The 12,975-nt window shown below is 50.6% G+C and carries 10 protein-coding genes; 3 read left to right on the plus strand and 7 right to left on the minus strand.

Annotated features, from left to right (window positions below; all coding sequences use genetic code 11):
* From Q0393_RS04105 to Q0393_RS04130, 6 genes are all read right to left on the minus strand, one after another.
* On the minus strand, positions 1 to 749 hold a 749-nt coding region (locus tag Q0393_RS04105), incomplete at its 3' end, for a threonine/serine dehydratase (protein ID WP_298978089.1).
* 103 nt (positions 750 to 852) lie between these two features.
* Positions 853 to 2,322: a tRNA (uridine(54)-C5)-methyltransferase TrmA gene (locus Q0393_RS04110; RefSeq protein ID WP_298978091.1), complete on the minus strand. Its 1,470-nt coding sequence runs from the start codon at positions 2,320 to 2,322 to the stop codon at positions 853 to 855.
* Positions 2,319 to 4,019, minus strand: a complete 1,701-nt coding sequence (locus Q0393_RS04115; protein WP_298978093.1) for a Na+/H+ antiporter NhaC family protein — start codon at positions 4,017 to 4,019, stop codon at positions 2,319 to 2,321. Before Q0393_RS04115 ends, Q0393_RS04110 begins: the two co-directional genes overlap by 4 nt.
* Before the next feature lie 670 nt (positions 4,020 to 4,689).
* A complete protein-coding gene (locus Q0393_RS04120) occupies positions 4,690 to 5,922 on the minus strand; it encodes an ankyrin repeat domain-containing protein (RefSeq protein WP_298978095.1) in 1,233 nt (410 codons plus the stop codon).
* 386 nt (positions 5,923 to 6,308) lie between these two features.
* A complete protein-coding gene (locus Q0393_RS04125; protein WP_298978097.1) occupies positions 6,309 to 8,486 on the minus strand; it encodes a cation-translocating P-type ATPase in 2,178 nt (725 codons plus the stop codon).
* 3 nt (positions 8,487 to 8,489) lie between these two features.
* Entirely contained in the window at positions 8,490 to 8,714 is a 225-nt protein-coding gene (locus Q0393_RS04130) for a heavy-metal-associated domain-containing protein (protein WP_298978099.1), read from the minus strand.
* A 132-nt stretch (positions 8,715 to 8,846) separates the two neighbouring features.
* Between Q0393_RS04130 and Q0393_RS04135 the strand changes: the two genes are divergently transcribed.
* The 3 genes from Q0393_RS04135 to acpS are packed head-to-tail and all read left to right on the plus strand — an operon-like array spanning position 8,847 to position 10,488.
* On the plus strand, positions 8,847 to 9,581 hold the full coding sequence (locus Q0393_RS04135) for a YebC/PmpR family DNA-binding transcriptional regulator (RefSeq protein ID WP_297988357.1): 735 nt from the start codon (positions 8,847 to 8,849) through the stop codon (positions 9,579 to 9,581).
* 9 nt (positions 9,582 to 9,590) lie between these two features.
* Complete coding sequence (locus Q0393_RS04140; protein WP_298978109.1) at positions 9,591 to 10,085, plus strand: peptidylprolyl isomerase; 495 nt, start codon at positions 9,591 to 9,593, stop codon at positions 10,083 to 10,085.
* Positions 10,086 to 10,113: 28 nt separating this feature from the next.
* Positions 10,114 to 10,488 (plus strand): holo-ACP synthase, encoded by a 375-nt coding sequence (gene acpS / locus Q0393_RS04145; protein ID WP_298978110.1) that lies wholly within the window; start codon positions 10,114 to 10,116, stop codon positions 10,486 to 10,488.
* 1,060 nt (positions 10,489 to 11,548) lie between these two features.
* Here acpS and Q0393_RS04150 read toward each other — a convergent pair.
* Positions 11,549 to 12,892 carry a class II 3-deoxy-7-phosphoheptulonate synthase gene (locus tag Q0393_RS04150; protein ID WP_298978112.1) on the minus strand — a complete coding sequence of 448 codons (1,344 nt, stop codon included), beginning with the start codon at positions 12,890 to 12,892 and terminating at the stop codon, positions 11,549 to 11,551.
* Between the last annotated feature and the right edge of the window lie 83 nt (positions 12,893 to 12,975).

Raw genomic sequence — 12,975 nt, forward strand, 5'->3', positions numbered from 1 at the left:
AGCGGCACCATGCGGGGCACCAGGACGGGGGCGAGGGACTCCATGCCCTCCACCGCGATGCCGTCGGCGATGGTGCGGACCGATTTGGAATTTAGAGGCTTTTTCGCGATGAAGCTATCGTGCATCGCGGGCGCACCCTTGGCGGCTACGGCGATGATTTTGATATCCGGGTTGATCTGCTTGGCGCAGCTGCAAACCCCCGTAGCAAGCCCGCCGCCACCAACCGGAACGACGATGTATTCAAGATCTGCGACCTCTTCGATCATCTCAAGTGCGATCGTGCCTTGGCCCGCTTGGACGAACTCGTCGTTGAAGGGATGCACGAACGTCAGATTGTGCTCTTTGGCATATTCCAGCGCAAACGCGTACGCCTCGTCGAAATTATCGCCCTGCAAAATGATCTCCGCGCCCAGGGCCTTCGTACCGCTTACCTTAAGTAGCGGCGTGGCCTCAGGCATTACGATCACGGCGCGCACGCCGAATTTTTGCGCGCTCATCGCTACGCCCTGGGCGTGGTTACCCGCGCTTGCGGCTATTACTCCATGTGCCCGCTCCTCATCCGTAAGATGCGCGATTTTATTATAAGCGCCGCGAATCTTATATGCGCCGGTGCGCTGCAAGTTCTCGCTTTTGAGATACACTTCCGCGCCGTAAAGCTTGCTGAGCTTCGGCGCCAGAGCAAAGGGCGTTTTATAGACGAAATCGTTTATCGTGCGCTTTGCTTGGATGATTTTATTTAGATCAACCATCTATTTCCTTTCGTAATTTTAAATTTTGTTATTATACATATTTTAGGCGAAATTTTATCCCACGCGAAACCTAAATCCGCGGCTTCGGCTCTAGGCTCACACTCTAACTCCTGCGCTTTAGCAGCACGCCGCATTCGATATGCGCCGTATGCGCGAACTGATCGAAGATCGCAAACCTGCGCACCTCATGCGTAGCGCAAAGTGAGCGTAAATTTTCAAAAAGCGTCTGCGGATTACAGGAGATGTAGATCAAATTTTGAAAATTTTTTATGAAATCAATCACGCTAGGCTCCAGCCCAGCGCGCGGCGGATCGATCAAGACGTGCGAAAAATCGTAGCTGAAAATATCGATCCCCTTTAGCCGCTCAAACTCGCGCCTGCGCGCAAACGCGCTCATCAGCTCATCCGCGCTAAGGCGGACGAATTGCGCATTGCAAACGCCGTTGAGCTCGCAGTTTATGCGGGCATTCGCAATCGAGCTTTTTGAAATTTCGCTCGCCAGCACGCGGTTAAATTTAGCCGCAAGCGGGATAGTGAAATTGCCATGCCCGCAGTACAGCTCCAGCAGATCGCGCGCAGCGGAGCTTTCTGGGCGTACGGAATGTTTTTCGCAGCTCGAATTTTGCGCGGCGGAATTTTGCACCCCAAAATCCTTACGAGTGGAATTTTTATCCGCAGAGCTTTCGTATGCGGAGGCACAGTTAAATTTCACGGAATTTTCGCCGCTACATTCTGCGCAAGCGGAATTTGCTTCAACAGAATTCCTGCTGGCAGCGCCCAATCCGGCGGAATTTTCAGAAGCGAAATTTCGATCCGTAGAATTCTGCAGGGCAGACTGCTCGCAGCTCGAATTTTGCTCGGCAGAATTCTCTGCTATGGAATTCTTTGCGGCGAAATTCTGTGCAGCGCGCACCTCGCCCATGCCCTCTTTGCCGAAGTCCACGCAGCTTCTCGCCCAGGCGATCATCTTTTCGTTCACGCCGCGGTTTGGCTGGATGAAGGCGTTTTCGCCGAAGCGAAATTTATAAACTCGCCCGTCCACGCAAAGCTCGTCCGTGAGGCTTAGCTCTCCGCTTAGCAGCTTCTGTCCGCGTGCGCGCGCCATAACCCTAATGCCAAGCTTGTCCGCTAGTTCGCAAATCGCCCCCTGCTCGCGCTCACCCAGACGCTTGTGATAAAGCAGCGTTGCCAAAATCCCGCTGGCGCACGAGATAAACTCGACGCCGAAGAGCCTTTCTTTTAAAGCTTCGCTCCGCCTAAGCGCCTCTAGCAGCCGCGGCATTAAATTTGCGATAGGAAGCGCTACTTTAGGGCATTCGTTAATTAAAATTTTCTTGCTACGTGCGCCGCCCATCGTGTAGGCAAGATCAAATGCGCTATGCCAAATATCGTGCCAGATGCCAAATTCCGCCCTGATGCGGTAATTTTGCGGCTGTGAGGCAAAAAACTCAAACTCGCCTCCAAAGAATTCTCTAAATTTATCGGCGATCAGACGCTTTTTGTATAAAATTTGATCCTCATAAGACTCGCCGAGCGTGCAGCTGCCGCAACTACCGAAGCTTTCGCAATTCATACATCCACTCTTTTACCCACCACGCGTAGTAAAAGAATGATAGCCGCGATACCCAAGATCAGACATCCCCACACGCTAAGCCCAAAGCCCGCAGGCAAGTAGCCGCAAACGATACTAATGCCGCAAACTACCAGAGCATAGGTCATCTGCGTGCTTACGTGCTCGATGTGATCGCAGCCCGCGCCCATCGATGAAAGAATCGTCGTATCCGAAATCGGCGAGCAGTGATCGCCGAAGATCGCCCCCGTAAGCACCGCGCTTACGTTTACGCACATAAAAACGTGAAATTCCTCGCCGCTAAGGCCATATTTTTGCCCCACGGCGTGCGCTAACGGTACGGCCAGAGGGGTGACGATGCCCATGGTGCCGAAGCTCGTGCCCGTTGAAAAGGAGATGAACGAGCTAAGCACAAAGATCACGATCGCAAGAGCAAAATGCGGCGTAGCGTCGCTTAGAAGCTCGACTAGGTAGCGCGAAGTGCCGAGCTCCTTGATAACCGAGCTTAGCGACCACGCAAAAAGCAGGATTATGACGGTATTTAGCATACTTTTCCAGCCGCCAACCCAGACCTCGATCGCCTCTTTGACGCCGTAAATTTTTTGCGCGATGCCCAAAACGACGGCGATGATCGACGAAAAGAGCGCGGATTGAAACAGCACGACCGAGGCGTCCGCCGCGCTAAATGCGGTGCGGATCGAGGTAAAGCTAAGAGGGGCTGCCTTGACCGCCTCCAAAGTCTCGCCCTCCAGCGAGCTGTAGCCATTAAAATAAAATCCGATGACGGAAAGAACGATCATCGCTCCTAGCGGGATTATCGCGTTTATCTTGCGGAGTACGACGCCCTCTTTGGGTACGAAAATTTGATCCTCTAAATTTTTGATCTTAAAATCCGCAGCTCCGCTCTTTCCGCCGCGAGATGCGATCTCTGCGCGATACATCGAGCCAAACTCCCTACTCATCACTGCCGTGGCGACTACGAAAAAGATCATGAAAATATTATAAAATCTATACGGGATCGTCTCAACAAACACGGTGAAGGCGTTTATATTTTCTATACCGATCTGCGAGTAGGCCTCTTTGATCGCCGAAATTTCGACTCCGACCCAGGTGGAGATCACCGCGATGCCGGTGATCGGCGCGGCGGTCGCGTCGATGATGAAGGCGAATTTCGCGCGCGAAATTTTAAATTTATCCATAAGCGGCCGCATGATAGGGCCCACGATTAGGGCGTTTGCGTAATCGTCAAAAAATATCACGATACCCATCAGCCAGGTGTAAATTTGACCCAAAACCGGAGTGTCTGCGTGCTTGCTAAGCCAGAGCGCAAGCGCCTTCGTGCCGCCGCTTTTGGTCACCAAAGCGATGAGCCCGCCGATACACATAACCTGAAGCAAAATACCCGCATTCCACGTATCCGCCATCGATTTTACTACGCGCGAGCACAGGTTCGTAAAGGCAAAAAGCGCCGAAGCAGCGATGCCGTGATCTACCATACCGACGAGAAAAGTCCCGCTTAGCACGCCCAAAAACAGCGACAAAATCACGTCTTTGGTGATGAAAGCAAGCACGATCGCCACGACCGGCGGGATCAGCGTCAGCATGCCGTAAAGCTCGCTGTTTCGCACGGCGGGCTCCACGTCCGCAAGCGCCAGCGCGGGCAAAAAAATCGCCGTAAAGATAAGCAAATTTTTCAACATTTTAATCCTTGATGATTGATAAAATTTTAAAATTTAACCTCCGATCGGGGGTTAAATTTTAAAATTCTGCGCGCCTTGCAGCAATTATTCGTATTCACGCGCTTTCTTTTACGGCGATTTTTGAGCGCCTTAATCGCACAGCAAGCTCTGCTATTTTGCTGCGTTTGCAATTTTGCGAACGCATTTTTAAGTAACTTGTCGCGCAGTAAAATCTCTCCGGTGCAAAATACCGCGCGCAGCGTAATCAAAAACGTTTTATAAGCGAATTTAAAATTTTACTTAACATAGCAAAAGACCCAAACTAAGGTAAAATTCCGCAATACTGCAACACTTGCTTTGTCGCAAAAGCGATAAATTTCTCGCGCAAAATTTGACAAAATCCCGCTCTTGATCGCAGACCAAAATCCATCAGTAAAAATTTTATCGCGCATAAATTGCACAAATCGCCATTTTTAAAGCTCGTCTGCGCGTTTATAAAATTTCAGTGCATGCAACCTGCGCAAGCAAAGCGATAAAATTTTAAAGCGTTAAATTCTACCAACTCGCACTCGAAAAATCCGCTAAATTTATAGAATTTACAAAGCGGCAAAACTCTAAATTTAAAGCTCATAAGGCTTTTGCAAACCCAAAACGACGACGAAGCGGCGAGCGACCCTTTAAATCAAGCCCGCTAATTTTCACGCTCAGGTGCATCTTGCGGATCGCTCGTAAAATCATCGCTTGCTTGCGTAGGACTCAATCCAAGAGAGCGCAAATAGCTCTGCGTAGCCGCTTCACCACCCGCAAGCGCGTAGTCTAGCGCATTTAACCCCGCCTCATCGATCGCCTTTTCGTTTGCGCCCGATTTTACGAGCAATTCAACGATCTGCTTGGTACTTTTTTGCGCCGCAAACATCAGCAGTGTCTTGCCCACGCCCGAACGCTCACAGCCGTCGCTACGCTCGCCTAACGATGCTAGAGCCTGGGCCTCGGCGCTGCCGATCTGGCGGACATTTACGCTAGCATGCGAGTAAATTAGCAACTTTACGAGCTCATAATTTTTTGCCGCGGCGGCGAAAAATATCGGAGTTTGCCCAAGTGAGTTTTTATAGCCAACCAAGGCGCCTTTAGAGATCATAAATTTAGCGCTTTGAACGTTATTCATCGCGTAAAATAGAGAGTTTTCCTCGCCCGCATTCACCTGCGCGCCTCGCTCGATCAAAGCGCCGCTAAAGCGCTCGTCATATCCTAGCAAAAGCGCCAGATCCAGGGCATTATCAAGCTCGTAAATCGCAAAATCCTTGCTAAAAAGTAGCGTACGAAACTCATCTGCGCCTACTCCGCCTTTTAGCGCCAGCTCAAGCTCACCGTAATCTCCCGCCTTGCGATCCTTTGCAGCGTATGCGATAAATTCCGCTATAACGGCGCTTGCCAGCTCATCGGCGTCGTTTTTATTAAATTTGGCGGCGAAATAATCTTTTAGCGCCTCCCTGGCTGCTGAGATCTCGCCCATAAAATTACCATAAGCGATGAAATTTCCAATCTTGCGCTCGGAGTAAAATTCTAAGACTTCAAGCGATTTTTCGCTAATTTGCGCGTAGTTTTTCTCTTTAGCATAGCTCAAAAAGCCCTCGCCATCCATCCCCGCAAATGCCAAGGTTCGCTCAAGCCTTTTTTCGTTCAGCAAGGCTTCGTTACCGACACAATCGATATTTTCGTCCCTGATCTCAGAAGCCGCGCTTTTTAAATTTTGCAAAAATTCTGCGCCAGCTAGTGAGCCTTTACAGCCAAAATCGCTTTGCAGCAGCTCTTCGTCCGCAGGCTCCTTACTAAAAAAGCCGCACGGATCGCTTAGTATCTGCTCGCAAGAAGCGCCAAAAAGCGTGCCGCAAAAAACAAACGAACCCATTATAATTTTTCGCATCGCTACCTCGAATTGCATTTGAAGCGTTATTTTACCTTTAAATTTATTTATTAAAACTTAGTGCGGGCGGTGGAATTTTATGGAATTCCTTTCAGCCTTATAAAATTTTGCGGAATTTTTAAAATTTTACGGCGCAGCGGCGAGCAGCGTTAAATAATGGTAGTTATAGGCGCAGCAATGGAGGGCACTATATGAGGGCACAGCGATCGGCAGGCTAAAATTTTAAAATTTACGCGCGCCCTAGCGGTAAGATAAAATTTCGCGCTGTACAGATCTAGCGGAATTCCGCGCGCGATTAGCCGCGGAATAAAATTTTGCATGTTTTGCGCGGAGTAAATTAAAATTTCGCCGCGCAAAATTCCGCGCCTAGCGTAAATTCCGTCGCGTTAAAATTTAGCGAATTTCAATCTGATGGAATTTAGCACGACCGTTACAGAGCTAAAGCACATCGCCGCGGCGCCGTACATCGGCTTTAAAAGCACGCCGAGCGCTGGATATAGCGCGCCTGCTGCGATCGGGATACACACGGCGTTGTAAAACAGCGCCCAGAAGAGGTTTTGCTTGATCGTCCGCATGGCAGCGCCCGATAGGCGAAATAGATATAGCACGCTTGCAAGGTCGTTTTTTATAAAGATCGCGTCGCCCGCACCCTTGGCTACGTCGCTGCCGCCGTTCATCGCGATGCCGATGCTAGCCGCTTTTAAGCTCGGTGCGTCATTGACGCCGTCGCCCACGAAAAGCACCCGCTTGCCCTCATCCGTCAGGGATTTGATGAACTCATATTTGCCGCTTGGAAGCACTCCGCTTCTCACCTCGTCGATGCCAAGGTTGCGAGCGACGAAATTTGCCGTTTTTGCGTTATCGCCCGTTAGCATGACGGTTTTTACGCCGCTTTTTTGCAGCGCTTGCACGACGTCCCGCGCTTCGGCCCTGATCTCGTCACTAAATGCGATGAAGCCCGCATACGAGCCGCCTATCGCGCAGTAAACGACGCCGAAACCCTTGTCTAAAAGCTCCTCCGCTTCTACTTCGACGCCCGCATCCACGCCGCGCTCGCGCAGAAAGCCCGCGCTGCCGCAAAGAATTTCGCCGGTTGGATTTTTAGCGACGATCCCCTTGCCCGCGATGCTTTCGAACTCGCCGTTAAATTTAGAAATTTCGCCGAATTTCAGCTCGGCAAATTTTACGATCGCCTTTGAGATCGGATGCTCGCTAAGCTTTTGCGCGCTTGCTAAAGCGTAGAGATCCTGGGCGCTCAGATCGCTGAAGCTTACCGAAATTTCGCCCTTGCTAAGCGTGCCGGTTTTATCGAAAACCGCGACGTCCGCGTCCTTTAAAATTTCTAAAATTTCGGGATTTTTGATTAAAATTCCAGCCTTTGCGGCGTTTGAGATCGCGCAAACGATCGCAATCGGCGTCGCAAGACCTAGCGCACACGGGCAGGAGATGATAAGCACGCAGATAGCGGCGGATGCGGCATATGAGAGCCGTCCGTCAAGCGCCATCCACGCTATAAAGCTAACAAGCGCGATCAAAATCACCGCGGGCACGAAGATATTTGAAATTTTATCCGCAAAGCGCGCGATCGGCATCTTTTTGTTGCCCGCCTCGTTTAGCAGATTTTTAATCTCGGCAAGCAGCGTCTGATGCGAAAATTTCGTCACCTTCACGTAGATGACGCCGTCGGTGCTGACGCAGCCTGCATTTACCTCATCTCCCACGCTTTTATAAACCGCCAAGCTCTCGCCGCTGACGAGCGAAGTGTCGATCTGCGCGCCGCCCTCGACGATAAGCCCGTCGCATGGGATGCGCGAGCCGTTTTTTACGAGCACTTTATCGCCCGGCTTTAGCGATTCTGCGCGCACTTCGGCTATCGTGCCGTCGTCTTTGATCAAAAGCGCGGTTTTGGGGCTTAGATCGATTAGCCCCTTGATGTAGTCGTTCGCCTTCATCTTGCTGCGCTCTTCTAGGTATTTGCCGAGCAAAATAAAGGCGATTATCATCGAGGCGGACGAGAAATAAAGATTTGTAAATTCATTCTGCGCGCCGTGCGTATAGACCCACGCCGCGGCCGTTAGCGAATAGGCAAACGCGAAAAAACTTCCCATCGCCACGAGCACGTTCATATCAAAGCTTCTGTTTTTCAGCGAGCCGTAAGCGTGATAAAAGAAGTTCTTGCCGCAGTAAAATAGGCTCGCGCACGCCATCACCGCGCAAAGTAGCGCCTTTGGAACGAAGCTCAAAAACCCGCTCATCTCCACAGCCATTACCGCCGCGGCTAAAATGAGAGCGAGAATAAGCCTAAAAAGCGCCGCTTTGAGGTTGCGCCGCTTTTTGCGCTCCAAATCCTCGTAATCCACGGCGATGTCGTAGCCCAGCTTTTTGATCTTGGCTTTTAGCGTTTCCTCAAGCGCCGGATCAGCAAGTACGAACTCGCCGCTGCCGTTTGCGAAATTTACGTGCGCCTCCTGCACCCCCTCGATCTTGCGACTTACCCGCTCGATCGCATTGGAGCAGTTTACGCAGCTCATCCCGACGATATTTAGAGTGATTTTGCTTGGCATCTGTTAGTTTTCGCAGGCTAGCTTTTCTGCGACGCTAAAGCCCAAATCGTCCATCTCCTCTTTAAATTTAGCCTCGTCGCGCGGATCTAAGCTTAAACTCACCACTCCGCTTGCTACGTCCACCTCGATCTCGCCGAAATCATCCTTAAGCGCGTTTTTGATCGTCCTCGCGCAGTTTTCGCAGTGGATATTTTGCGCCTTAAATTTTACGCTTTGTTTCAAAGTCATGGGTCTCTCCTTCGGATTAAAATTTCAAAACTTATACTACTTTTTAATAAATTTTATTTCAACGCCCGCTCCTGAAATTTAAGGGTTTTTCGTTATAATCACCCGTTTTAAATTTAAGCTTTAAGGAATTTTATGGGACGAGCTTTTGAATACAGACGCGCTTCAAAAGAAGCTAGATGGGGGAAGATGAGCAAACTTTTCCCAAAACTGGGCAAGGCCATAACGATGGCTGCGAAAGAGGGCGGCGAAGATCCGCTGATGAACTCCAAGCTGCGCGCCGCGATCGCCACGGCAAAGGCGCAAAATATGCCCAAAGACAATATCGACGCGGCTATCAAGCGCGCTAGCGGCAAGGATAGCGCCGATATCAAAACGATCTTTTACGACGGCAAGGCGCCGCACGGCGCACTTCTCATAATCGAATGCGCCACCGACAATCCGACCCGCACCGTCGCGAACGTAAAGTCGATTTTAAACAAAGCCAAGGGCGAGTTTTTGCCGAGCGGCAGTTTGAAATTTATGTTTTCGCACAAGGCTGTTTTTGAGACCAAGCTGCCGAGCCGCGACATCGAGGAGCTGGAGCTTGAACTCATCGACTTCGGTCTTAGCGAGCTTGAGATCAACGAGTTTGAAAACGACAAGGGCGAACTCGAAAAGACGCTACTAATCTACGGCGAATACGAAAGCTTCGGCACTCTAAACGAAGGTATCGAAAAGATAGGGCTTGAGATCATCAGCGCAAGCTTAAAATTCGTCGCCAACGAAAAGCACGAATTTAGCGAGGATCAGCTTGGCGACATAGACGCGCTACTAGAGCGGCTAGAGGATGATGACGACGTGCAGGCAGTTTACACCAACATCGCATAGGAGAAAAAAATGGAAAGCTTAAAAATTTACGACATTGACGCAGAGGCTTTGGCGCGCGATAAATACGCCGTGATAAAAACCGAAAAGGGCGATATGAAGCTGGAGCTTTTCGCAGATGAAGCCCCGCAGGCGGTTACGAATTTCGCTAGCCTCGCGCGCAGCGGGTTTTACAAGGGGTTAAATTTTCACCGCGTAATTCCAAATTTCGTAATCCAAGGCGGCTGCCCACGCGGCACCGGTACAGGAGGTCCCGGCTGGCGCATAAAGTGCGAATGCGACCGCCAAAAGCACAAGCACGTGCGCGGCGCGCTATCGATGGCGCACGCAGGGCGTGATACGGGCGGTAGTCAGTTTTTCGTCTGCCACAGCGCGCAGCCGCACCTAGACGGCGTGCACACGGTGTTCGGAGAAATCGTGGATCAGCCCAGCCTAGCGGTTTTAGACGCGATCAGACAGGGCGATAAGATCATCGATATCGAGATTAAAGAGAGCCTACAATCGTGATTAAATTTAAACCGCGGGGCGTTCGTCCGTGATAAAGATCGGCACGGACATAACCGCGGTGCGCAGGATCTCGGCGCTGCGCGCAAAATACGGCGTGAAATTTATAAAGCGCATTTTGAAAAAATCCGAGCGCTCCTCAGCACTGCGCGACGAAAGTATCGCGGGCATCTATGCCGCCAAAGAGGCGCTTAGCAAGGCGCTAGGTACCGGCATCGGCGCGGAATTCGGCTTTAAAGACGCTAAAATTTACAAAGACGCCCTGGGCGCGCCGCATTTAAAAATCCGTAAAAAAATCCGTAAAAAATTTCATATCAAATCCGCAAGCCTTAGCATCACGCACGACGCAAACGTCGCAATCGCCGTAGTCGCACTGGTGTTAAAAAAATCCAAAAAACGAGCCTAAAATTTTATCGCTTTTTTCTTGAGTGCGGGATTTTTAAATTTTAAAATCTCGCCCGGGTTGCGCGTCCTAGGAATTTTATCGCGCAATCGCGCAAGCAAAAACCTTGCGTAAATTTTGCACGGCAGAATTTCGAAATTTCATTGCGCCGCAGAATTTTGATTTAAATTTGAGGCACGGAATTTTATAGCGTCACGATACGCGACGGTGCAACTCAAAAGGTAGAATTTCAACCTGAATTTTAGAAGCAGAAAGATAGATTTTCGGTTTAAAATTTGCTGCGAAATCGCGCTCTAAAATTTAAAGTAGACGCAAAGCCGCTTTCGTCCGACGCACGTATCATCAAGGATTAAGCGAAAGTTCATGGGCCGACCGAACATACATCGCTGCGGCGGCATCTGTTCGTCGCACCCATCTCAAGCAAGAGCTTTTATGCCGTACTTATGTCGAATACCGCAGATAGCGCGGCGTTCTCTTTTGCTATGTACGAAAAAACGAAGGCGAGCTTGCGTAGCTACATTTACCGCTCAGTCTGGCGCTAGCTTGAGCGACATAGATAGGCGGCATACACAGAAGCGAGCGATTAAAATTTACACGAAGAAATTTAAAGATGAAATTCCGCGGGCTGCAAATTTAGCGCTAAATTTTTAAAATTTCACGGCGGCGTAAATTTTAAAATTTCATGCAGGGCGGATTTAAATTTTAAGCCGCGAGCTCACAGGGCTAAATTTAGCCGCCAAGAAGTTTGCAAGTCTCTGCAAAAAGAAATTTTATCGCGGCGCGACGCCGCAAAATTTTCAATTGCTCGTATTTGGGCGGCGGGCTTATGCGGCTTACGTTTTCGCGCGAGGTATAAATTTCCAATCGTCTATATTTTAGCCGCCTTAAGACTGCATCCAAAGCCGCCCCATATTTAGAGCCGCGTAAATTTTAATCGCCCGCGCCAAGATACGATTAAATTTAAAACGCAAAGTGCACTCATAGCGCCGGCTTACGTCAAAACGCCTAAAACTACGACTAAAATTCCAAGCCGCGACCGAATTCCCGCGCAACGAAAGGCGGACTACTCCGCCTTTTTTAGATTATCGGCGAGCAAAAACGCAAGCTCTAGCGCCTGATCTGCGTTTAGGCGCGGATCGCACTGCGTTTCGTAGCGCTGCTTTAGCGTCTCTTGCGTCACGTTAAATGAGCCGCCCGTGCACTCGGTGACGTTTTGACCGGTCATCTCAAGGTGAATGCCGCCCGCGTGCGTGCCCTCCGCAGCGTGGATCTCAAAAAAGCTCTGAACTTCGCTTAAAATTTTAGAAAACTCGCGCGTTTTGTAGCCGTTGGCGGTCTTGACGGTGTTGCCGTGCATCGGATCGATGCTGTACAGGATCGCCCTGCCCTCGCGCTTTAGCTCGCGCAAAATTTGCGGCAGCCGCGCGCCGATCTTATCCGCGCCCATGCGGATGATGACGTTTAGCCTGCCCGCTTCGTTTTGCGGATTGAGTTTGTCGCAAAGGCGCAAAATTTCATCCGCAGTGCCGCTTGGGCCGATCTTGACGCCGAGAGGGTTTTTGATACCGCTTAAAAAATGCACGTGCGCATCGTCCGCGCCGCGCGTGCGCTCGCCGATCCAAAGCATGTGCGCCGAGCAGTCGTACCAATCGCCGCTGGTACTGTCGATGCGCGTCAGGCACTCCTCGTAGTGCAGCAGCAGCGCCTCGTGCGAGGTGTAAAGCACCGTCTCGGCAAGGCTCGGAGAATTTGCGGCGCTCAGTCCGCACGCCTCCATAAATTTTAGCGTGCGCGAAATTTCATCGCTGAGCTCGTTAAATTTAGCCTCCAGCTCACCTTTTTTCAAAAAGCCCAAATTCCACTTATGCACCTCGTGCAGGTTCGCGAGACCGCCGCGAGAAAAGGCGCGCAGCAAATTCAGCGTCGAAGCGCTTTGATGATACGCCTCGATCATGCGGGCAGGATCTGGCTTGCGCGCCGCTTCGCTAAACTCAAAGCCGTTGATTATGTCGCCGCGGTAGCTAGGCAGACTCACGCCGCCCGCCTCCTCAAAGTCGCTGCTGCGCGGCTTTGCGAACTGCCCTGCGATGCGACCTACCTTGACGACGGGGCAGCCCGCCGCGAAGGTAAGAATAATCGCCATTTGAAGCATTACCTTAAACATATCGCGGATATTATTTGCGCTAAAATCATTAAAGCTCTCCGCGCAATCGCCGCCTTGAAGCAAAAACGACTTGCCCTCGCTGGCGCGCGCAAGCTCGGCCTTTAGGTTGCGAACCTCGCCCGCGAAAATTAACGGCGGCAGCTTGTAAAGGCGATCTTTAGCGGCCTGCACCGCACTTTCATCCTGATAAATCGGCTGCTGTAAAATTTTATAATCTTTCCACGACGTCCTACTCCAGCTCATAGCCCCTCCTAGGTTTTGTAAAATTTCGCGATTATACCCAAATAAGCTTTTATTAACCCAAAAAATCTTAAAATAGCGCCTTT

Origin of the sequence: uncultured Campylobacter sp. (assembly GCF_938015785.1) — a bacterium.
Taxonomy (GTDB): domain Bacteria; phylum Campylobacterota; class Campylobacteria; order Campylobacterales; family Campylobacteraceae; genus Campylobacter_B.